This window comes from Streptomyces sp. NPDC005374, assembly GCF_042872225.1.
Lineage (GTDB): Bacteria > Actinomycetota > Actinomycetes > Streptomycetales > Streptomycetaceae > Streptomyces.
Genome location: NZ_JBIAKA010000006.1, coordinates 432,644 through 454,166, shown reverse-complemented (window position 1 = coordinate 454,166; position 21,523 = coordinate 432,644). Strand labels below are relative to the sequence as shown.

Sequence of the window (21,523 nt, the reverse complement as noted above, 5' to 3'; positions counted from 1 at the left end):
GGTGCGAGGGCTGTTGTGCCGGTCGGACGCCACTGAGCCGGCGGCGGACGAGTCCGTCGGCCGGCAGGAGTGCTTGGCTGTCTCAGTCCATGCCTGGGCGCCGTCCCGCTACTCGCATCCGCGGTCTCCCGCATCCGTCGTACAGTCAGGCGGCCCTGAGCGCACAACGCCCTTACGGGCATCACGTCACCCAGGATGCGACCGCGGAGGATCTCGCGGTCGGGTGATGCCACCGCTCGACCGTGCGGATCCGGTGAGGGGAGCGCGGGCCGACGGCCATCTCATCGCCGGAGCTGACCAGGAGGTTGCCGAGAGGGGCGGGCGCCCCCTCCGAAGGGCCCCCTCAGCGGCGCGTGCCTCCGCCGTCCGCGACGACGATCTGCCCCGTGATGAACGCGGCGTCGTCGGAGGCGAGAAACGCCACGACGCCCGAGACATCGGCCGGCATCTGCACACGCTTGATGTTCTGCATCCGCACGGTCTGCTCGAAGAAGAACTCGCTCGTCTTCTCCGCGGCAGTGGCCGTCCGGACCAGGCTCGCCGCGACGCCGTTGACGGTGATGTCGTGAGCGGCGAGGTTGGCGGCCAGGACAGAGGTGAATCCGTTCAGCGCGCCCTTGGCGGAGACATAGGAGACGAAGGGCGGCGGCGGAGTCCAGTAGCTCGCGGACGTGATGTTGATGATCCGTCCCGACCCGGACTCCTTGAGGTCCGGCAGGAACGCCCTGGAGGCCAGGAAGGGGCCGTCCACGTTGACGGCGAAGGTGCGACGCCATTCGTCGAAGGTCACGTGGTCGATATCGGCCAGCAGAACGACGGCCGCGTTGTTCACCAGGATGTCGGCGGCGCCGAGCTCACGTCGGACCCGGGCGGCGAACCCGTTGATCGCGTCCTCGTCCGAGACGTCGACCTTGTCGCTGAAGAATCGCCGACCGGTTTCCGCGACGAGGTCCCGCGTCTCGTCGGCCGGATCGATGTCCGCGACCGCGATGTCCGCTCCCTCCGCCGCGAGCCTGCGGGCGATCTCCTGCCCGATGCCCGTACTGCCTCCGGTCACGACGGCGGTCCTGCCCGTCAGCATCCCAGCCATGAGTCACTGCTCCTTCCGGGCGGCAGTGGCAAGGCCGTCCTCCAGGGATGGTGCGCTTCGGGACCGGGGATCAGTGGCGGCTTGTTCGTCTAATGAACATGACCGTTGAGCGTGACGGGGGTCACTCCTAGCTTGACGCTGCTCGGCTGGCCGGATTGCCACGCCGAGTGTCCTGAATCAGGTCCGGTGGAAGGGCGTGCGGAGGTCTCCGCAAGGCCCAGGGGCGGCACGGCAGCGGTTTTGCCGGGATGGCCGCGACAGAAGCACCCACAAAACAGGGTCCGGCAGCGGACGCCGGTTCCGACAGCGGCGCTTTGCGCCAAGGAGTCGTCCATGGTTCAGATCGATTCACCCAAGGCGGTAGAGGGAGAGGGTGGCAGATACACCCTGACCCCGCGCACCCTGGTCGCGGTGGTTCTCGCCGTGTGCCTCGCGCAGATAGCGCTTTCCGTCCCTTCGCTCATCAACGGGCTCATCCAGCAGGATCTCGCGCCGTCTTCGGCCCAACTGACGTGGATCACCGAGGCCTTCATGCTTCCCGTCGCCGCGATGGGGCTGGGCTTCGGCGTGTTCGGTGACCTGTTCGGCCGTAAGCGCCTGCTCATCGGGGGCGCCGCGCTCATCGTCGTGGGCTCGGCTCTCGCGGTCCTGGTGCCCGGCGGGGGATCCTCGACCGACACGCGCGTGACGTGGCTGATCCTTGCCCAGGTCCTCAACGGTGTCGGGGCCGCGGCCATCTTCCCGACGAGCCTCGCCATGGTGGCGGCCGGCACGCACACCACCGCCACACGCGCGCGTGGCGTGGCGATCTGGGCCACCGCGCTCTCGGTCGGCGGCTTCCTCGGACCGCTGCTGGCCGGCCTCTCCGCCAAGATCGAACTCGGCTGGGTCGGGAACGCGAACTGGCGCTGGGCCTTCGTCGGTGTCCTCGTCATCGCCGCGGTGAGCCTGCTCCTGTCGCTGGCCCTCGCCCAGAACTCCTCCGCGCCCGAGGGCCGATCCGTCGACTGGCCGGGTCAGATCACGGCCGCGCTTGGCCTGTTCGCCCTGATGTACGCCGTGATCCAGGGTTCCGAGAGCGGCTGGGGGGAACCGCAGATCGTCATCGCGTTCCTCGTCGCCGCCGTCTTCCTCGCGCTGTTCGTCTTCGCGGAGAACCGTGCGGCCGAGCCGCTCCTCCGCCTGAGCGTGTTCAGGAACCGGGCCTTCGCCATGAACTCGGTGGTCACCCTGATCGGTATGTTCGCGTTCCTCGTGATCATGTACAGCACCAGTATCCGGCTCACCATCATCCAGGGGTTCAGCCCACTGCAGAGCTCCGTCGCCTACCTCTTCTTCGGAGGCATCGGCTTCGTACTGCTGCCTCTCACCTCCAAGCTGCTCGAGCGATACAACCCCCGGTGGGTTCTCTGCACAGCCCTGACCCTCATCGGCGCCAGCGGGCTGTGGTTCTCCGGCGTTCCGACGAGCAGTCGGGCTCTGAGCGCCATCGCCGGGCCCCTGACTCTCGCCGGCGTCGGCTCGGCACTCGCTTTCGCCTCCATCACCGCGGTCGCGGTCAACACGTTGCCCAACCACCTCGCCGGTATGGCGAGCGGTGTCACGAGCACGTTCCGGGACCTCGGGTTCGCCCTCGGTCCCGCGATCGCCGGCGCTGTCGCGCTGAGCCGAGCCGCCGACGAGATCGCTCGCAAGCTGGCCGGTGACCCTGGACTGAGTAAGGCCTACGAGGCCTTCCAGGCCTCTGCCGCCCATGCTCCCGCGGATCAGAGACCACAGCTCGAGGCGGCAGTGCACGCCGTGGCATCGGGCCCGCTCGGCGCCAACTCGGTGCCGGCCACCATCACACTGCCGAACGGTCAGGTGATGCCCTTCAACCCGCTCAAGGACGTCGCTTTCGACGCCCTCAGCAGCAGTTACTCCATCGCATACGTACTCGGTGGCGTGGCTGCTCTCGTGGCGGCGGCACTTGTTCTCGTCGGCGCGCGCGGCGGTGTGGGCCGGACTCATCTCGACGACGATCCGCACACCCTCGAAGGCTGACCGCCTGGCGAACGTGTCGGCGTCGGCACACTGCCGGAGCGCCCGCCGCGACTCCACCTCCTCCCGGGAGAAGCGGTCGCGGCGGGCCAAGGCGGACACGATGCGGCCGACAGGCACACTCGGGCAGGAGTCGAACAGTGACGACACACCCAGAGACGAGCAGGACCCACGCCCGCATACCGAACACGGTCGCCGAGGCGGAGGCCGCGTGGCTCGTCGCGATCACGAACGGCGACAAGGAACAGCGTGAACCCATGCTCCCCGACTGCGTGATCGTCCACGGCCCGGTCGGGAATGTCCATGAAGGAGAGCGTTTTCTCGACTGCAACGCCGTCCATGGGAGCCACGGTCAAGGCCGAGACCAGCGAGGTGACCTGCCTGGAGCGTGGCGGACGGGCCGTCGCGACGTGCTTCCAGAAGATGCGCATCCGGCGCCTGCCCGGCCTGCCGCCGTTGCCGGCGCAGGACGTGGCCACCAGGGTGTGGTTCTCGCTCGGCGAGGGACGGCGCCTCGGCCACATATAGCTCTCCCGACGGCAGCCGTCGGCATGACGTGCCGGTTCCCTCCCCCCGTGAGATGTCACGAGGTGCGAATGGGGATGCCTGGCCTCCAGCCGAGACTCCTGGACAATCCCAGTCCGCTCGCGACCAGCGAGGGAACGGCCGCCTGCAGCCTGATCGAGCCTGCGGCCACGACGACGGAGAGAGCCGCGACGACTTTGCCGCTGCTGTCGATGATGCGCGTCGCGACCGACTCGGCGCCTTCGCTCAGCTCTTCCTTGACGACCACCGTTCCGGTCGAGCGACAGGACGCCAGTTCGCCACGGAGTTCGGCCGGGTCCACGATCGTCCTGGGAGTGAAGCGCCGCAGTCTTCCGGCCAGCACCTCATCGATGAAGGCCGGACTGCTGTGGCTCAGCAGCACCTTGCCGACTCCTGAGCAGTGCAGGGGCAGCAGTCCGCCGACCTGCGATGTCAGAACAACGGCGTTGACCGCCGACAGCCGCTCGATGATCACGGCCTGGTCGCCCTGCAGGACGGCCAGTTGTACGTGCTGGCGAAGAGCCGTGTACAGGTCCTCCACGAACGGCTGCGCGGCGCTGCGGAGCGTCTCGGCGCGTGGCGCGAGGGTCCCGAGGCGCCACAGCGGCAGACCGATCGCGAAGCGGTTGTCGCTGGTGCGCTCCAGTGCGCCGGCCTCCACGAGTTCGAGTGTCAGGCGCCTGGCGGTGGCGTGCGGCATGCCGGTGCGTCGGACCAGGTCGGCGAGGGTCAGCTCGGTGTTGTTGGGGTCAAAGGCGAACAGCAGATCCCAGAGTCGGGAGCTGACGGTGCGTCCTGGCTCGTTCGCACGAGGCATGGGCCTCTCCTTCATGATGTGTTGCCCCGAGCAGCCACCTTACCTTCAATGTTCGTTGAATGGATGGAACAGTTCTTTCAGTGCGCACCTTGCCGAACTCTTGCAGGAGCCAGCTATCGCCTCGCCAGAGGTCCACGGGAGTGAAAGAGCATGATGAATACGGAAGCAGGCCCCAGCATCGCGATCCTCGGTGGCGGCATCGGAGGCCTGGCTGCCGCGGCCTTCCTCCGCGACAAGGGTTTCCAGAGTGACGTCTACGAGCAGGCCGCCGCCCTGACCGAGGTCGGAGCCGGCCTGGTGATCGCCCCCAACGCCGCCCGCCTGCTCCGGCGTCTCGGTGTGCTGGACCGGTTCATCGAGCGCGCGGTGCAGATGGAGATCGGCTGGGAGTTCCGGCGCTGGGAGGACGGCGTCGTCCTCTCCGCGGAGAACCTGCAGGACGGGTGCAAGCGCCTGTACGGCGAGCACACCTACGCCGCCCACCGCGCCGACCTGCTGGCCGCCCTGACGTCGGCTGTTCCCGAACACTCGATCCACCTCGGAAGGCGCTGCGTCTCGGTCGAGTTCGAAGGCGACCAGGCGGTCCTGCGGTTCGAGGACGGCGAGACGGTTCGCCCGGACATCCTGATCGGTGCCGACGGAGTCCACTCACGCGTGCGCAGCGCCATCGTCGGGCCGACTCAGGCCAGGGAGTCGGGCATCTGCGCCTTCCGGGCCCTCGTACCGGCACAGAAGGCACCCGAGTTCGCCAGGCGGCACGCCCAGACTCTCTGGATCGGCCCCGATCACCACCTCGTGCACTACCCGATCTCGGGCGGGGAGTACGTCAACCTCGTCGCCTTCGCGCCGGCCGGGGCGAGCAGTGTCGAATCGTGGACGGCCACCGCGACGCTCGCGGAACTGCTCGACGAGTTCGACGGCTGGGATCCGCGTCTGGTGGAGCTGATCAGGTCGGCCGACACGCCGGGACGCTGGGCGTTGCTCGACCGCGAGCCCCTCGACCACTGGAACCGCGGCAACGCGACCCTGCTGGGTGACGCGGCCCACCCGATGTTCCCGTTCTTCGCCCAGGGCGCCGCCCAGGCGATCGAGGACGGCGCCGTCCTGGCCCTGTGCCTCGCGGAGGACCGGGACAACCCGTTCGCGGCGCTGGGGCGCTACGAAGAGCTCCGTCGACGCCGCACGGCACGCCTGCAGGAGGTGTCGCACGGAAGGTCCCACATCAACCACCTTCCGGACGGCCCCGAGCAGCAGGCCCGCGACCTGGCGTACTCGCAGGCCGACCCACTCAGGGCGAACGGCTGGATCTATGAGTACGACCCCGAAATCGCCGTCTCGGCCTCGGTGTGACGTCAGTCCCGGGAGGCACATGTGCCTCCCGGGACTGGTCACGGCTGAGAGCGAGGGAAAACCTCTGTCCGTCCGAAGGGCATCCCTCTGCGCCTGACGGGACCGCTCGGCTGCGGCGTTGTCACCGGGCGGGCTCGGTTCCGGAGTCGTTCAGCCCGCGCCCCGGACAGCCGATCGTCGTCTTCGCCCGCGGGGCGACAGCGGTGGTCCCGCGCCGATGGCTCCGATGGAGACCCGGAAATTCGGCTGCGCAGCAAGGAATTCAGGCGAGCCCGAGTTGCCGCATGAAGGTCAACTGGTCGTAGATGATGAATTCCTCGTCCATCACACCCTGTCTGTTCCAGATGCCGACGGTGACCAGGTTGATGGCGTACTTCTTGCCGGTGGGCGGGATGAAGCCGCCTTGGCCGTCGGGCATGGGCCGGGTGAACGTGCCGGTGGCGACTCCAGTCACGGCGGTGAAGTTGTCCTTGGCCACTCGGACCGGGTGGTCGACGGCGCGGGTGTCGGGCGCGAAGATGAACTGGAACTTCAGGTCCTCGATGTGCGCGGCCAGGCCGTCGGTGTAGTGCCCGTCGGGCCAGTGCGCGCGGATCTTGTCCGAGTGGCTTTCACGGACTCGGTCCCACTGCTGGCCGGAGTAGACGACGAAGTCCAACTCGTCGAAGGTCTCCAGATTGCGCCGCTCCTGGTGGGTCAGGTGCTTGGGGTAGCCCAGCGACTCGCCGGTTTCGGCCGGGTTGCCCATCAGCGCGGGCATGACCGACGCGAACGCCGGGTCGTTGCCGCTTTCCACTGCGGTGATGGCAAGGGCGCCCGCGGCGACAGCGCCACTGCCGCGGAGCACAGCGCGACGATCGATCATGACATTCCTCCTTGAAAGGTTGCTCGAACCCGCCGCGGCTTTCATCACACATGGGCGCCGCGCAGAAGCGAGTCGTTCGAACTTGAACTACAAGGTGAAGCTAACAGGTAGTTCGAACTTGAACAAGTGGTGATAGTTTGGACCTGTGGACGAATCCAAGTGGCTGGACCAGCGCGAGCAGCAGGCATGGCGCACGTTCGTGACCGCCAGCACGCTGCTCAACCGGGTGATCGATCAGCAGTTGCGCACCGACGCCGGGCTGTCCCACGTGCAGTACGGCATCTTGACTCGCCTCGCCGGCGCCCCCGACGGGTCGATGCGGATGCTGGCGCTCGCCGAAGCGCTGGCGGTCACCAAGAGCGGCCTGACCTACCAGATCGTGCAAATGGAGAAGGAAGGACTGGTCAGTCGCAGAGCCTGCGCCACCGACGACCGCGGAGTGATCGCCACTGTCACTCCGCATGGCATGGAGTTGATCAGCCGCGCGGCACCCGGTCACGTCGGCCTGGTCCGGGAACTGGTGATCGATACCCTCACTCAACAGCAACTGGACATCTTGGCCGACGGCTTCGCCGAGATCCAACGCCGGATCGTCGAGCGCAAGATGTAGCTCGCGGACCGGCTGATGGCCTTGGTGTCTCTGTTAAGGCTGCGAGGCTGTGGGCGGTGTCCTCGGTACCGCACGGCGCTGCGGCTTTCACCTCTGCCCGGCCCGGCGGGCCGAGGTGATCGACGTCAGCCTGGCGGCCGTGCTGACCGGCTGGACGGGTGGCGACGCGGGTCCGGAACCTGGTCGCCGAGGCGGTCGCAGGGGAAGGGCTGAGCTGCCGCATCACGCGGTCCTCGCGGCAGTCTCCGAGTACCGGCCGGGCGCCAGGCGGATATTGAGCCGGCGGGGTTTGTATCGCCCGGAACGGCATACCAGCGTATTCCGGATGGCCGTAAGTCCGACTTCCCATCCTTGAGCAGTCCGGTCGACGGGTCTCGGCCTTTCTATGTCGAACAAGGCGTTGACCGTCCAACGAACACGGCCATTGTCGTCATCCAGGCCACACCCGAGAATCCGGTACGGGAGGCAGTGAGACATGGCCCTGTCCCCAGCGTCTTTTTTTGAAACTCTGAGTACGTCCCGAAGGGCGGATCATCGAATGGCAACCGCAACCGGTAGTGGGCTTGTCGTGCGTACGTTGCAGCGAGCCGGAGTCAACGTCGCCTTCGGCCTGCCCGGAGCGCACATCGACCCCATTCTCCAGGAGGCCATGGACGCCAAGCTCCGGGTCGTCGACGTGCGTCACGAGATGAACGCCGGTCACGCGGCCGAGGGCTACGCACGGGTCACCGGGGACCTGGGTGTCGCCGTCGTCACGGCCGGCGGTGGCTTCACCAACGTGCTGACCTCGATCACCAACGCCTATCTGGACCGGACCCCCGTGCTCTACATCACTGGCTCCGGTCCTCTCGAGACGGACGAGGTCAACGACCAGCAGGCCGGATTCAACCAGGTCGCCATGGCTGCCCCGGTGACCAAGTTCGCGCACCGCGTCACCCGTACGGACCTGATCCCCCGCCTGGTCGCCCAGGCGATCCGCACCGCGCAGTCGGAGCCCAAGGGCCCAGTGCTCCTCGACATTCCCTGGGACGTCCTGCGCCGGCAGATCGACTTCGACGAGTTCGAGGACTACCGCGTCGAGATCGACGGCACCGGCATCGCCCCCGCCGGTGCCGTCGACCGGATCATCGATGCGCTCGGTGCCGCCCAGCGGCCGATCGCGCTGGTCGGCAAGTCCTTCGTCACCGCCGAAGCGCGGGCCCAGTTGCACGAGTTCGCCGCACGCACCGGAGTGGCCCTGCTTTCCGACTGGGAGGGCCTCGGGGCGATCGTCGGCTCCGGGCAGCACGTCGGTCTCATCCAGACCCTGGCCACCGTCCCCGAGGACGAGCGGCCCGACCTGGTCCTTCTGCTCGGGCTGCGCTTCGGAATGACGACACAGTTCGGCACGGGCCGACTGCTCCCGAAGAGCGCGCGGATCTTCCAGATCGACCCCGACGGCCGTGAACTGGGCCGCCTGCAGAATGTGGAACTCGGTGTCCAGGCGGATCCGATCGGCACGGTCGGCCTACTGAACGAGCGCCTGGGCGACAGCCCCGTACCCTCCGGGCGCGGCGACTGGCCGGCCACCCTGCGGGACATCTCGGCCACCCGGCGCTCGGCACTCGCCGCCGAGACCGAAGAGCACGAGGACGACGCGATCCACCCGTACCTCGCGGTCCGCACGATCGCCGAGAGCGTCCCCGACCAGGCCACCGTGGTCGTCGACGGCGCCCTGACCGAGCTGTGGCTCTCCGAGACGATCGCCCTCGCGCCGCTGGCGCACTACCTCGGGCACGGCTACCTCAGCTCGATGGGGAGCAACCTCGGCGTGGCCCTGGGAGCGCAGTACGGGGCGTCCGACAAGGCGACGATCCTGGTCACCGGTGACGGTGCCGTCGGCTACAGCCTCGCCGAGTTCGACTCCCTCGTCCGGGCGGGGCTCCCGGTCGTCGTGATCGTCCTCAACAACCAGGCCTGGGGCGCCACACTGCACACACAGCAGTTCTTCTACGGACAGGACCGCGTCACCAACAACCGCCTGGCGAACGGCTCCTACAGCGGCGTGGCACGAGCTCTCGGTGCCGACGGCGTCGACGTCACAGAACTCGACCAGCTCCGCCCCGCGATCGAGGCCGCCCTCGCGGCCCGCCGGCCGACATGCATCGACGTACGCGTGAGCCTCGCGCCGATTCCTCCGGAGGAGCGTGTCCTGAACGGTGGAGCACCGTTCGGCGGCGTCGAGATCGACGCGTGAACCGCACCTCCTGATCCCTCACTCCTGCCCCCCACGAAGGAGAGGAGAACTGTGAAAGACACGACTGACGCCGGACTTCGCGACCCGACCGTCGAGAACCGGCGTCAGCGTTTCCTCGGGAAGACCTGCCTCGTCACCGGCGGCAGCAGAGGAGTGGGACTGACAGCCGCGCAGGCCTTCGCGCGAGAGGGCGCACGCGTGATCATCATCGCGCGGGACCCGGGCCGGCTGAAGACCGCGAGCGATCTGATCGGAGACGGCACGATCGCCGTGACAGCCGATCTCTCCTCGTCGGCCGGCATCAAGGTCGCGGTCACGGAGGTCGCCGCACGGGTCGACCACGTCGACGCCGCCTTCCTCAACGCCGGGCAGGCGGGCGTCAAGCGCCTCGACGACATGGACGAAGCGACCTGGGACATGGTGTTCGACACCAACGTCAAGGGTTCGTTCTTCCTCGTGCAGGGTCTGAGGCCCTTGCTCGCACCTGGCGGGGCCGTCGTCTTCTGCGGCCCGGCAGCCGGCCGAAGGGACGGCGCGGGAACCGTCGCCCACGGAACCAGCAAGGCCGCACTCGAGCACCTGACACGCATCCTCGCCGCCGAAGTCATCGGCGAGGGGATCCGGGTCAACATCGTCATTCCGGGCGGCATGAACACCGACATCGCCGCCCGCACGGCGGGACTTCCGTCCGACGGAGCCGAGGCGTTCCGGGAGCGGGTCAGGCTCAGCACTCCCATGCTCCGAGAAGGAGAGCCGGACGAGCTCGCCGACGCCGTGCTCTTCCTGGCCTCGTCCGAAGCCGGCTACATCACAGGCGCGGCGCTCCCGGTGGACGGCGGCGCCACCGGCTTCACCCGCCCGCCGACGTAGCGGAGACGGCCACCGCCGATCACCACCCGCGCCACAGGACCCGAGCGAGGACGACCAGCATGGTCATCCGGGTCGCCGTACGCGGTCCCCGACCTCGCTGCCGGGATGCGCTGGTGGACCGACCAACTCGGCGTCGGGCCCTGGTCCGTGAACGGGAGGTCGGCAGCGGGGCTGCACCTACCGAGGTGAGCCGGGGAAGGCCGAGTTCTCCGGTGAAGACACCCGGGGATGACGCGCTCGTCCAGGACAACGAGATCACGCGCGGGATCTTCGCTTCAGTCTGACGGGCATCAGTCGACCGGCACGGGGCGCGGCTTCCGCGCGACTTCGCGGAGTTGGTGCCGGCCTGACCATGGGCCGGTGCCCGCCACGGGCCTCGTGTTCGCGATGTGGAGCGCCTTCCCACGAAGCCCGGGCGAACGCTGTGGAGGCGCCCCCGGTCGTCCACAGCGTTCGCCGGTGTCGAGAGGCCGTGGACGGCTACTGTCCGTTGGTGAGTTCGATGTAGGTGGCGCCGGTGACCGGGCGGTGGTCGTAGGTGCCGGTGACGGCGGCGCTGCCTTCGTAGCCGGGTGAGGGGACTGTCAGTTCCTGGCCCTCGGCGTACACGGTGACGTTCAGCTTGGCGTGCTCGCCCGGGATGGTGACCTTCCAGCGCGTGGGGTAGCGCTTTCCGGTGGCCGGGCTGGTCCAGAGGGTGGATTTGTCGGGCGTGAGGGTCGCCGCGGTGAGGGTCTGGGTGCCGTCGGGCTTCAGGATGGTCGCGAAGTTGTTCTTCTTGTCGTCGTACTTCTGGTTCCAGACGCTGACCTTGTCGCCGTTGGACAGGTTGAGGTTCATCCAGGACCACGAGCCGTGGCCCGTGCTGAGGTCGGGGAGGGGTCCCCACTGGCGGTCCACCCAGGACTGTCCGCGGACCTTCTCGGCGCGTCCGTTCAGGGTGAGGGACCCGGAGGTGTCCACGGTGGGCAGGGCGTACTCGTAGTTGGAGTACTCCGCGTCACCGAACATGGGGAAGTAGCCCGTGCCCATGTTGTAGAGGGTGTTTCCGCGGGGGCGCAGCGTGACGTCGATGGTCCCCTCCGGGACCTTGGCGTGCAGCTTCATCTCCCTGGCGTCGCCGGTCCAGGTGATGTTGTCGGTGTGGATGTCCACGCCCTGCTTGTCGGAAAGTCCCGTCGCGGAAGGGAGGGCGATCTCCGACTTCGTGTACCAGCCGGTGTCCTCATTGACGATCGACACCCTCGAGATGGCGCCCCCTCGTTCGCCGAAGCTGGAGTTCAGGTAGTGGGCCAGGAATCCGTACCGGTGGCCCCCGGCGGTCACGTGCGCTGTCACGTACCAGGACTGGTTGGACTGGGCGGGGTCGTAAGTGAGGTCTGCGGCGGGGTCGATGAGAACCGGGAGGCCGGTCCGGGTCAGCCCCTTCGTGGAGGCGGTGTGGTGCGCTGCGGTCGGGTCGGCGGCGGTCGTCGCCGTGGCGGGCCCGCCTGAGGCGAGTGTGAGTGAGGCGATCAGCGCGGAGGCGATGGCGGCCGCGCCGACGGTGGTCTTACGCATGGTGGCTCCTTGCGCGGGGGTTCTGCACGGATGGCAGTCCTTAGTGAACGAAACTGTTTCGTACTGTCGATGAACGCGGTTACGTGTGGGAGGACCTGTTGCGCGGGGGAAGGGGGTCGGTGAACGGTCGCCCGATGACGCGAGCAGCCGTCCTGGGGTGTGTCGCATGGACGGTCCCGCCTGATATCCGACAGCTGTCAGTTTATCTGCCGCCGGGCCGGTGTCAACCCGTGCTGGATGTGCCGATCCGGGCGACTACGCTGGTCAGACTGGCGGGCACGCCCGTACGGCCGGCTGAGGGGGACACTTGGGAGACAGATCGAGCACCACTCGACGCCCGGGTCGCCCCGGCGCGGATTCCGCCGCGGTACCCGCGGAGCGGGACGTCCTGCTGCGCGGCCTGGAGGCGTTCTCGGAGCTGGGCTACGACCGGGCGTCGGCACGGGAGCTCGCGCGCCGTCTCGGGGTCAGCCACACCTTCATCAACGACCGCTACGGGTCCAAGGCGGCCTTCTGGCGAGCCGTGGTGGACGCCGCGCTCGGCGCTCAGCTCACGCGCATGGCACCCGCGGCGCCCGGGAGCGGCGACGAGGACGTGGTGCGGCAGTTCGTCAGGGAGTTCTACCGCGTCAACATCGGCGAACCGCATCTGGCCTTGCTGATGGCGGACGAATCCGGACGGGACACCGAGCGGCTGGACTACCTCTACGAGCGTTACATCGAGCCGACGCTGGCTCTCGTCGTGCCTGGCATCGAGAGGTTGATGGCGTCCGGGCGTATGACACGGGTCCCGATGGACGTCCTGTTCTTCGCCATCATCGCTCCCGTGGCCGGGCTGGTGCAGGAGCCCTTCGCCCGGCGCCTGGGCCGCCCCGAGCAGCTGTCGCAGGCGGAACGTCTCGCCAGGGCGGAGGCCCTGGCCGGACTGGTGGTGGACGGCCTGCTGGCCCCGGGCGAGGCGAAACGCCGCTCGTCAGTGTGAAACGGCGCCGGAACTGCCTCCCCGGTCGGAGAGGCAGAGCGGCAAGCGGTCATACGCCCTTGGGGGCGAGGACGATGTCGAAGCGCACCCGGCTCCAGGTGCCGTCGATGGCCCGGCCGTCGGGCGTCGCCGAGCCGGCCGGCTGTCGCTCGAACCGTTTGATCAGCGAGTCCTTCACACCGAAGACAGTGTCCTTGCGGCCGATCGGGTCGCCCTCGGGGAAGATGTGCGTCACGAGCGTGCGCGCACCCTCGTGGGACACCATGAAGTGCAGGTGGCTGGCGCGCAGCGGTGAGCGGCCGACCGCGTCGAGCATCTTGCCGACGGGTCCGTCGTTCGGGATCGGGTACGGCGTCGGGGTGAGGCCCCAGAAGCGGTAGCCGCCGTCAGCCGCGGAGAAGAGGTGCGCCCGGCCGGCACGCTTGCCGGCCTCGTACTGCACGTCGTACAGCCCGTCCTCGTCGGCCTCCCAGACCTCGATCAACGCGCCGGCGAGCGGGGCGCCGTCGGTGTCGGTGACGGTGCCCTCGACCCAGCAGGGCTCGCCGGGGGCGCCGAAGGCCAGGTCGCCGCCGAGTTCGATCGCGGGGGAGTCCTCGACGAAGAACGGCCCGAAGACGGTCGCCTCGGTGGCGCCCTGGTAGGCCTGGTTGTTGACGTTGATCGTCTGCATGCTCGCGCCGAGGGTGTCGGACAGCAGAATGAACTCCTGCCTGACCTCGTCGGTGATGTGACCGGCCTTGGTGAGGAAGTCGATCGCCGTCCCCCACTCCTCCTCGGTCAGCCGGACCTCTCGGATGAAGGAGTGCACGTGCTTGACCAGGGAGGTCATGAGTTCCTGCAGCCGCGGGTCCTCGCAGAGGTCGAAGGAGGCCACGACATTGTCGACGAGCTGCTGCTCGACCGCCTGCTGCTCCGGCGACACATCACGGTAGATCGCGCCGTGGGCACCGGCCGCCTGGGCCGAGCCGGGGTTGACATAGGTAGCCATGGCGGCCTCTCTCAGTTGCTCGGTTCGCCGGCCCATGCCGCCTGCAGCAGCAGGGTCAGGTTCGCGTAGGTGACGGGAGTGGGGTTGTTGGCCGGGATCGCCTTCATGATCGGCCCCAGTGCCCTGGCGATGCCGTCCTCGGGCATGCCGTAGTCGCGCAACGCCCTCGGCGCGTCCAGCACCTCGCGCAGGGCGGCCAGGCCGACGCCCGCCTTCTGGGAGCCGAAGGCCTGGGCGATGCGCGCCTCAGCTTCGGGGGCGTGCGGGGCGTTGAAGGCCAGCACGTACGGCAGCACGACCGCGTGGGTCTGGGCGTGCGGGAGGTTGAACATGCCGCCGAGGACATGGCAGATCTTGTGATGCATCCCGGAGCCGGCCGAGGCGAACGCGACAGCGGCGAGGTAGGCGCCGTACAGCGTCTGCTCGATGCCCTCGACGCTCGTCGAGTCCTCGGCCACCGCTGGCAGACCGGTCGCCAGCGCACGGATGCCCTCCTGCGCCAGCGCCCGGTCGATCGGGTCGGCACGAGGCCCCCACATCGAGTCCACGCAGTGCGCCATCGCGTTCAGGCCGCTGGCCACCGTCATCTCGCCGGGCAGCGTGGTGAGCAGAGCTGCGTCGTAGACGACCGACGCGGGCAGCACCTTGTCGTCCACACCGGTGGTCTTGGTCTCACCCTCGGTCAGACCCCACACGTTGGTCGCCTCGGAGCCCGCGTACGTGGTGGGGACCGCGATGATCGGCAGCCCGGTGGTCAGCGCCACCGCCTTGGCCAGACCCGTGGTCGAGCCGCCGCCCACGCTGACCAGGATGTCCGCTTCCGCGCCGACCGCGGCCCGCAGGGCTCGCCCCACGACCTCGACCGGTACGTGCATCACGACCTCCTCGTGACGCAGTACGACCGGGATCTTCTCGGCGATCGGGTCGGCCAGCTCCTTCTCGCGGTCCGACGCGATCAGCATGACCTTGGAACCGCCGAGCGCCTCGACCTCCGCCGCGACGGCGGCGGGTGATTGCCCGGCCGCGAACACGACCCGCTGGGGGAGGGTTTCGTGGGTGAACTTCATCGGGCCTCTGCCAGCCATTGCTTGCCTTCTTCGTAGAGCTGCTCGACGGCTGTGCCGGTGAGACCGGGCAGCCCGTCCCTCACCGTGAAACCCGCCTTGGTCTGCAGGTATGCCAGGTGCCGGTAGCCGGTCGGGAACCGCTTCAGGAGCTCGGGATCCAACGTCAGTGAGGCGGCGGGATCCACGACGTCGAGCCGGTCCTTCTCGTAGATCGGCTGCCGGCGCACGAGGGTCCAGCGCCCCTCGTGCCGGGAGAGGAAGTCGTAGAAGCGGCCCGTGCAGACGACATCGACCTCGACGCCGTCGACGCTCGCGCGCTGATTGATCGTCATCTTCGTCTGGGCGACGGCCCGGTCGCCGACGATGTCCGCGGTGTGGCCACCGAGGAAGTGGAGGATGCTGACGCCGTTCTCGAAGCCCTCACGACTGGCCTTGATGAAGTCGGTGGCGCTCCCCTGGAACCAGGTGGCGCTCATCCAGCCGTCGTGCGGGTGCCACACTGTGGCGAAGCGGCTCCAATCACCGGCATCGCGCCACAGCGCCCAGTTCTCGGTGAGCCGCCGGATCTCGCGGCGGTCGTCGTCGGCCTGCGACATGGTTCGATCTCCGATCGATCTCGTTGCGCAGGTCAGATGGGGTAGTGGCGGGATCCGGACTGGATGGTGATCCAGCGCAACTCGGTGAACTCCTCCAGCGCGGCGCGGGACCCGAACCGGCCCCAGCCGCTGGCCCCGACACCACCGAAGGGCATCTGGGGTTCGTCGTGCACGGTGGCGCCGTTGATGTGGCAGATGCCGGACCTGATCCGGCGGGCCACGTCGAGCGCGGCGGCCGCGTCCTTGCCGAAGACCGCGGCGGAGAGTCCGTACTCGGTGTCGTTGGCCACCGTGACGGCTTCGTCGGTCGAATCCACCTCGATGATCGAGACCACCGGGCCGAAGGTCTCCTCGGTGTAGATACGCATGTCCGGCGTCACTCCGCGCAGGACGGTGGGCTTCACGAACAGGCCGTCGGCCGTGCCGCCGGCCAGGACCTGAGCGCCCTTGGCACGGGCGTCCTCGATCAGTGCGACCACGTGGTCGCGGGCGGCGCCGTGGACCAGCGGACCGACCTGGGAGGCGGGGTCGCTCGGGGGTCCGACGACGAGCTTGGAGGCACGCTCGGCCAGGCGGGAGGAGAGCTCGTCGGCGACGGTTCTGTCGACGATGACCCGCTCGGTCGACATACAGATCTCGCCCTGGTTCATGAAGGCACCGAAGCTCGCCGCCGCGGCGGCCTCCTCCAGATCGGCGTCGGGGAGCACCAGGAAGGGCGCCTTGCCACCGAGTTCGAGCACGACACGGGTGAGGTGGCGACCGCCGAGCTCGCCGATGATACGGCCGACCCGGCTCGATCCGGTGAAGTTCACGCGCGTGACGGCGCGGTGGGCGATCAGCGCCTCGACGACACCCGGACCGTCCTCGGGTGCGTTGCTGATGAGGTTGACCGCTCCGACGGGCACGCCGGCGTCGTGCAGCACCTGGACGATCGCGGCCTGGGTGAGCGGTGTCTGCTCGGAGGACTTCAGCACCACGGTGTTGCCCCACACCAGCGGCCACACGATGGAACGTACGCCGAGGATCAGCGGCGCGTTCCACGGTGCGATACCGACGACGACGCCGACCGGCTGACGTACGCCGAGGGCGGTGAGGCCGGGCACGTCCGACGGGATGACCTCGCCGACGGCCGCGTACGCCTGGGCCGCCGCCTCGACGAGCATGCCCTTCGCGACGTGCACGTTGAAGCCGCACCAGGGGAGGGTGGCGCCCATCTCGCGGCTCATCGTGGCGACGATGTCGTCGGTGCGCTCGCCGAGCAGGGCGGCGGCACGTTCCAGGACCGACCGTCGTGCGGCCGGCGGAAGGGCCGACCACTCCGGGAGGGCGGCGGCCGCGGCGTCCACAGCGTGGTTGACGTCCTCTATGGAGGCCGCGGCGACCCGTGCGATCGGTTCGCCGGTCAGGGCCTCGGTCGTCTCGAAGTAGCGGCCGTCCGTGGCCGCGACGTGCTCGCCCGCGATGAAGAGGTCACTGGTGCGGACGGCGCCTGAAGCGGGTGCCTCGATCTCAGTGGTTGACATGTGTTGCCCTACCTTCACGACAGCGGCGATCGCCGGATGAACCATGTGTGGCGATCGCCGTACCAACCATGTATGTCGAACTTTCCTTGCCCGGCGGCACGCCCTGAACCCTCTTGTCCGTTCATCGAACAGTGGTGTAGGAGGCATGTGACCGACTCGGCGGGACCTCAGACCGGCGGGAATCGCCTGCCCATGACCATGTGCGCCAGGCGCCAGCCCTCGTCGGTCTCTTCCCAGACCTTCGTCACCGTCTCCTGCATCGGGAACGGCGCGATGCTCTCGTCCAGGACGGTGTACATCTCGTGGAAACACGTGGTGATCGCGGTGTTGCCACGCACGGTGATCTTGAGCTCCGTGGCCTTCGCGGAGACGGAGCGGCGGCGGGTCACATGGAAGTGGGCCCAGGTCTCCCGGTCGTCGACCTTCCCGACCGGGCCGTGGACGACGCGGCTGTCCTCGAGCATGAGGGGAATCAGCGCCTTCTCGCCCTCGACGAGAGCGGCGAGCCATGCGGCCTCTGCCTGTTCGATCGCCTGGACGGCGGTGGCGGTGGTGGTGGGCGTTGTGGTCATAGGTCCAGCTCCAGAATCGGTGAGCGTGCTCGTGACGAGCACGTGGTGAACATGCCGTCGGCGCGCTCGCGGTCGGTCAGGATGTCGTCGCGGTGGTCGGGCTCTCCGGCGAGTACGCGCACGATGCACTCACCGCAGATCCCCTGCTGACAGGAGTAAGGGGCGTCGACGCCGCCCGCGAGCAGGGCGTCGAGGACGCTCTCGCCGTCCTTGACCTCGTACTCGCCGCCGGACCTGGCCAGCCGCACCCTGAAGGTCGCTCCCGCCGTGTGCGCGGCGACGTCCTCCACGGGTGCGAAGCGTTCCTTGTGGATCGCTTCGGCAGGCCATCCCGCTTCGAGTGCGGAGGAGATCACGAAGTCCATGAAGCCCCCGGGGCCACAGACGTAGACCGCCGTCCCGGGGTCGGGCCGGCCGAGGTCGGTGGCGACGCTGAATCGCTGGTCGGCAGGGCCGTCGTCGAAGTGGAGCCGGACGCGGGGGTTGAGCTCCAGCTCGTCGAGGAACGCGGCATCCACCCTGCTTCGAGCGCAGTAGTGCAACTCGTACTCCGCGCCCTTGGCTTCGAGCGCGTGCGCCATGGCCAGCAGGGGTGTGACGCCGATACCGCCGGCCACCAGCAGATGGCGACGTGCCTCGTCCGACACGCCGAACCTGTTGCGCGGACGGGAGATCCGCAGACGGTCGCCCTTGCTGAGCCGGTGCATCCCCAGCGAGCCGCCGCGCGACTCCGTCTCGGCCAGCACCGCCAGCCGGTATCGGGTGAGGTCGTGCGGCGGCCCGCACAGGGAGTACTGGCGGACCAGCCCGGCGCCACCGTCCACCACGACGTCGACATGGGCGCCGGCGGCGAACTCCGGGAGCTCGGAGCCGTCAGGACTGACCAGGTCGAGTACCACGATCCGGGCAGTCGCGTCTTGCCGTCCGACCACGATGGTGTCGAGCCATTCGTTGCTCATGGTTCCCGCTCAGATGCCGGCGGTGGCCGGGGCGACGGCGGTGTCGTCCGCCGGGCGCTTCTTGCCGAGGGTGAAGACGCCGGTCCCGACGTGGTGGACCTCCGACGCGTCGCGGATGATGTTGATCGGGTCGCGCCCCGCCTCAACATCGTCGGCCATCGTCAGGAGCATGCGACGCAGCATGACGACGCCGCGGTCCCCGGTGGCCAGGGTCTCCTCGGAGTCCAGGGTGATCGCTCCCTGCGAGCCCTGGGCCTCCGTGTCGCCCGGGAACTTCTGACGCTCCTCGTCGGTGAGCTCGTGGTTCTGCCTGCCGTCCTGCGCGATGCCGATGACGAAGCGGACCATGCGCTCGGCGTCGTTCGTGCGGATCGAGAAGAAGACCCGGTGGCTGGTGTCGTCGGAGGGCACGACCCACAGCAACTGGTCCGCCCGCCCGTCGGGGGTCACCTTTACGTAGTCCGGCAGGCCGAAAACGTTGGGCAGGTGCTGGTCGACTGCGAAGCCGTACTCGGTGACCTCGCCGTCCTCACCCTCGACCTCGAACCGCTGGGTGTACTTCACGCCGTGGTCGGTGCGCTCGTACGTCAGGCGCTCGGCGATGGTGGCCGGGTCGAAGAAGTTCTCGGGGTAGCCGAAGGTGCCGGTGCCCAGCATCTGGTATCCGCTGTGCGAGGAGTGGAGCCAGGTGACGTGCGTCGGGTCGGCGGAGTTCTCGTAGATGTTGAGCCAGCTGAAGTCCGCCGGCATGCCGAGGACCGCGGCGTGCGGGACCGGCCAGCTGGCGAAGTACCTCTCGTCCTCGGCGGGGTTCTCCAGCGCGTCGTAGCGGGGGAGTTCGGGCTTGCGCTCGGGCGGGCCCATGTAGACGAAGACCAGGCCGTAACGCTCCTCGACGGGGTACCACGGCTGACGGGCGGCGTCGCGCCTGCGCCCAAGGGCCGGCTCGCAGGCCTGCTCGATGCAGCGGCCCTGGACGTCGAACTTCCAGCCGTGGTAACAGCAGCGGATACCGTCGTCCTCCACGCGGCCGTAGAAGAGACTGGCGCCGCGGTGGGTGCAGCGCTCGATCACGACACCGGGGTTGCCCTGCCCGTCCCGGAACACGACCAGGTCCTCGCCCAGGACGCGAGTCTTCTGCGGCAGCGCGCCGGCGACCAGGGTTTCCGAGCTGGCGACCGGGTGCCAGTAGCGGCGCAGCGCCTCGCCCATCGGAGTACCGGGCCCCACCTCGCGGAGGCGTGCATTGTACGAAGGCTTCGGGCGGCCGTAGGCCGTGCCGGTGTCGACCTCTGAAGTGGTGGTCATCGTTGCGTCTCCCGTACGGCTCGGGTGCACAGCAGATGGAGCATGCAGGGCTACGGGGGAGCGCCTGCGAGGGCACCGTCGTGCGCGACCTCGAATAGGATTGTTAATTCACATTCGCATTTAACCTGCGAGTGCGTCAAGGGTCACGTTCGGGTGCTCATGGGCAGAGGACGCGATCGGTCGGCAGGGGGCCGGGTGGGGGCGGCAGGGGGCTTGAGTGCACCGCTGGTCGCGTCCGGCGGCGGCGCGTACGGAGGCTGCGGGAGGGGATGTTGGCGCCGTATACGCTGGTGCGGTGAGTATCGAACCGTCGCTCGATCTACCGCCGGCGCAGCAGGCGCGTAGCCGGCTGACCCAGCAGCGGATCCTGGAGGCAGGCACGGCCCTGCTCGAAGAGGGCGGCACCGAAGCGCTCACCGTCGCGGCCGTCGCCGCCCGGGCGGGCGTCTCGGTGGGCAGCGTCTATCGGCGGTTCGGTGACAAGGACCGCCTGATCGCGGCCTTGCAGCACGACATGATCGACCAGTTCCGCGCCGACATCATCCGCCGCTTCACTCCGCTGCGCACGGATCCCTCCGCGCTGGTCGCCTCCGCGGTCGCCGGACTCACCGAGACGTATCAAGCGCACCAGCGCCTGATGCGGGTCTTCCTGGCCGCGGGCGCCACCGATTCCGCGGTGGCCCGGGTCGGCTCCGAGGCCGCCATCGACGCCGCCCGAGTCTTCCGGCAGTTCCTGGAGCCGATCGCGCCGATGATCGACGCGCCGGAGCCGGAGGTGCGTGTGGATGTCGTCTATCGCTTGATCTACGGGACCTGTCAGAACCGCGTGCTGTACGGCGAACTGTTCGAGTCCGACCAGGCGCTGACGTGGCGTCAGCTCACCGACGAGCTGGTGAGCGTCGCCTGCCTGTACCTGCTCGGCGCGCCGGCGCGGTGAGCATCGGACCGTCAGATGCGAATGCGATCCTCGCTTCACATTCGTGCCTGGCGGCTACATACTGAGCGGACTTCACGGAAGGCGGTCGGTAGACCTTCCGGTCGGCAAGGGAAGGAACCGCTCCATGCGAGAGCCGCTCAGCTACGAGATCGCGCACGGCGCCGCACTCGCCGCGCTGGAGGCAGGGAGGGCCGAGGGACACAAGGTGTGCGCTGTCGTGGTCAACCGAAGTGGCGTCGCGAAGGTCCTCCTCAGCGACGACGGCGTGGGACTCCTCGGCGTGGAGACGGCGCGGCGCAAGGCCTATACCTCGGCCGTGAGTGGCGTCCCGACGGCCAAGTTCGCGGCCTTCGCGGCATCCCCGCAGATGCAGGTGGCGCCTCCCCACCTGCTCGATTCCGACCTCCTGCCGGTCGCCGGCGGTGTGCCGATCGTGACGGCCGACGGGGAGGTCATCGGCGCCATCGGCGTCGGCGGGGCGGACGACACCACGGACGACCGCATCGCGCAGCAGGCTCGCGATTCCGTTGCGAAGATCGTCGCGTAGGTTCTTGTCGCGCAGGGCTGCCTCCTGGTCGGTACGGCGGCCGTATCGAGGTCCGCT

General features: G+C 68.6%; 20 protein-coding genes. 9 read left to right on the top strand and 11 right to left on the bottom strand.

What is annotated here, in order from left to right; translation table 11 throughout:
• Window positions 1–343 precede the first annotated feature (343 nt).
• Entirely contained in the window at window positions 344–1,090 is a 747-nt protein-coding gene (locus ACFYRX_RS18315; protein ID WP_389100687.1) for an SDR family NAD(P)-dependent oxidoreductase, read from the bottom strand.
• A 333-nt stretch (window positions 1,091–1,423) separates the two neighbouring features.
• Between ACFYRX_RS18315 and ACFYRX_RS18310 the strand changes: the two genes are divergently transcribed.
• Window positions 1,424–3,133, top strand: a complete 1,710-nt coding sequence (locus tag ACFYRX_RS18310) for an MFS transporter (RefSeq protein ID WP_389100685.1) — start codon at window positions 1,424–1,426, stop codon at window positions 3,131–3,133.
• A gap of 300 nt (window positions 3,134–3,433) precedes the next feature.
• Window positions 3,434–3,658 carry a hypothetical protein gene (locus ACFYRX_RS18305; RefSeq protein ID WP_389100683.1) on the top strand — a complete coding sequence of 75 codons (225 nt, stop codon included), beginning with the start codon at window positions 3,434–3,436 and terminating at the stop codon, window positions 3,656–3,658.
• A 55-nt stretch (window positions 3,659–3,713) separates the two neighbouring features.
• Here ACFYRX_RS18305 and ACFYRX_RS18300 read toward each other — a convergent pair whose 3' ends face one another.
• On the bottom strand, window positions 3,714–4,493 hold the full coding sequence (locus ACFYRX_RS18300) for an IclR family transcriptional regulator (protein ID WP_389100681.1): 780 nt from the start codon (window positions 4,491–4,493) through the stop codon (window positions 3,714–3,716).
• Between the two features lie 150 nt (window positions 4,494–4,643).
• Here ACFYRX_RS18300 and ACFYRX_RS18295 point away from each other — a divergent pair, with 150 nt between their 5' ends.
• On the top strand, window positions 4,644–5,843 hold the full coding sequence (locus tag ACFYRX_RS18295) for an FAD-dependent monooxygenase (protein ID WP_389100679.1): 1,200 nt from the start codon (window positions 4,644–4,646) through the stop codon (window positions 5,841–5,843).
• A gap of 262 nt (window positions 5,844–6,105) precedes the next feature.
• Here ACFYRX_RS18295 and ACFYRX_RS18290 read toward each other — a convergent pair whose 3' ends face one another.
• Window positions 6,106–6,708 (bottom strand): ester cyclase, encoded by a 603-nt coding sequence (locus ACFYRX_RS18290; RefSeq protein WP_389100677.1) that lies wholly within the window; start codon window positions 6,706–6,708, stop codon window positions 6,106–6,108.
• A 145-nt stretch (window positions 6,709–6,853) separates the two neighbouring features.
• Between ACFYRX_RS18290 and ACFYRX_RS18285 the strand changes: the two genes are divergently transcribed.
• The 3 genes from ACFYRX_RS18285 to ACFYRX_RS18275 all read left to right on the top strand — a co-directional run bounded on the left by ACFYRX_RS18285 (window position 6,854) and on the right by ACFYRX_RS18275 (window position 10,424).
• Window positions 6,854–7,318: a MarR family winged helix-turn-helix transcriptional regulator gene (locus ACFYRX_RS18285; protein ID WP_389100676.1), complete on the top strand. Its 465-nt coding sequence runs from the start codon at window positions 6,854–6,856 to the stop codon at window positions 7,316–7,318.
• A 475-nt stretch (window positions 7,319–7,793) separates the two neighbouring features.
• The gene (locus ACFYRX_RS18280; protein WP_389100674.1) at window positions 7,794–9,554 is read left to right on the top strand and encodes a thiamine pyrophosphate-binding protein; all 1,761 of its coding nucleotides are present in this window, start codon (window positions 7,794–7,796) and stop codon (window positions 9,552–9,554) included.
• Between the two features lie 51 nt (window positions 9,555–9,605).
• Window positions 9,606–10,424, top strand: coding sequence for an SDR family NAD(P)-dependent oxidoreductase (locus ACFYRX_RS18275; RefSeq protein ID WP_389100672.1), 819 nt, complete (start codon window positions 9,606–9,608; stop codon window positions 10,422–10,424).
• 480 nt (window positions 10,425–10,904) lie between these two features.
• Here ACFYRX_RS18275 and ACFYRX_RS18270 read toward each other — a convergent pair whose 3' ends face one another.
• Complete coding sequence (locus ACFYRX_RS18270; RefSeq protein WP_389100671.1) at window positions 10,905–11,984, bottom strand: lipocalin family protein; 1,080 nt, start codon at window positions 11,982–11,984, stop codon at window positions 10,905–10,907.
• Window positions 11,985–12,291: 307 nt separating this feature from the next.
• Between ACFYRX_RS18270 and ACFYRX_RS18265 the strand changes: the two genes are divergently transcribed.
• A complete protein-coding gene (locus ACFYRX_RS18265; RefSeq protein ID WP_389100669.1) occupies window positions 12,292–12,966 on the top strand; it encodes a TetR/AcrR family transcriptional regulator in 675 nt (224 codons plus the stop codon).
• 49 nt (window positions 12,967–13,015) lie between these two features.
• Here ACFYRX_RS18265 and ACFYRX_RS18260 read toward each other — a convergent pair whose 3' ends face one another.
• The 7 genes from ACFYRX_RS18260 to ACFYRX_RS18230 all read right to left on the bottom strand — a co-directional run bounded on the left by ACFYRX_RS18260 (window position 13,016) and on the right by ACFYRX_RS18230 (window position 19,982).
• On the bottom strand, window positions 13,016–13,957 hold the full coding sequence (locus ACFYRX_RS18260; RefSeq protein ID WP_389100667.1) for a dioxygenase: 942 nt from the start codon (window positions 13,955–13,957) through the stop codon (window positions 13,016–13,018).
• An 11-nt stretch (window positions 13,958–13,968) separates the two neighbouring features.
• Window positions 13,969–15,024, bottom strand: a complete 1,056-nt coding sequence (locus ACFYRX_RS18255; RefSeq protein ID WP_389100860.1) for a maleylacetate reductase — start codon at window positions 15,022–15,024, stop codon at window positions 13,969–13,971.
• Window positions 15,021–15,620, bottom strand: coding sequence for a nuclear transport factor 2 family protein (locus ACFYRX_RS18250; RefSeq protein ID WP_389100665.1), 600 nt, complete (start codon window positions 15,618–15,620; stop codon window positions 15,021–15,023). The genes ACFYRX_RS18255 and ACFYRX_RS18250 overlap by 4 nt, the downstream gene beginning before the upstream one ends.
• Before the next feature lie 32 nt (window positions 15,621–15,652).
• The gene (locus tag ACFYRX_RS18245) at window positions 15,653–17,143 is read right to left on the bottom strand and encodes an aldehyde dehydrogenase (RefSeq protein ID WP_389100664.1); all 1,491 of its coding nucleotides are present in this window, start codon (window positions 17,141–17,143) and stop codon (window positions 15,653–15,655) included.
• A gap of 167 nt (window positions 17,144–17,310) precedes the next feature.
• Window positions 17,311–17,715, bottom strand: coding sequence for a nuclear transport factor 2 family protein (locus ACFYRX_RS18240; protein ID WP_389100662.1), 405 nt, complete (start codon window positions 17,713–17,715; stop codon window positions 17,311–17,313).
• The gene (locus ACFYRX_RS18235) at window positions 17,712–18,674 is read right to left on the bottom strand and encodes a PDR/VanB family oxidoreductase (protein ID WP_389100660.1); all 963 of its coding nucleotides are present in this window, start codon (window positions 18,672–18,674) and stop codon (window positions 17,712–17,714) included. Before ACFYRX_RS18235 ends, ACFYRX_RS18240 begins: the two co-directional genes overlap by 4 nt.
• Window positions 18,675–18,683: 9 nt before the next feature.
• Window positions 18,684–19,982: a Rieske 2Fe-2S domain-containing protein gene (locus ACFYRX_RS18230; RefSeq protein ID WP_389100658.1), complete on the bottom strand. Its 1,299-nt coding sequence runs from the start codon at window positions 19,980–19,982 to the stop codon at window positions 18,684–18,686.
• 295 nt (window positions 19,983–20,277) lie between these two features.
• On the opposite strand from ACFYRX_RS18230, the gene ACFYRX_RS18225 reads away from it, so the two are divergent.
• Both ACFYRX_RS18225 and ACFYRX_RS18220 read left to right on the top strand, forming a co-directional pair.
• On the top strand, window positions 20,278–20,919 hold the full coding sequence (locus ACFYRX_RS18225; protein ID WP_389100656.1) for a TetR/AcrR family transcriptional regulator: 642 nt from the start codon (window positions 20,278–20,280) through the stop codon (window positions 20,917–20,919).
• A gap of 124 nt (window positions 20,920–21,043) precedes the next feature.
• Window positions 21,044–21,466 (top strand): heme-binding protein, encoded by a 423-nt coding sequence (locus ACFYRX_RS18220; RefSeq protein WP_389100654.1) that lies wholly within the window; start codon window positions 21,044–21,046, stop codon window positions 21,464–21,466.
• Window positions 21,467–21,523 lie beyond the last annotated feature (57 nt).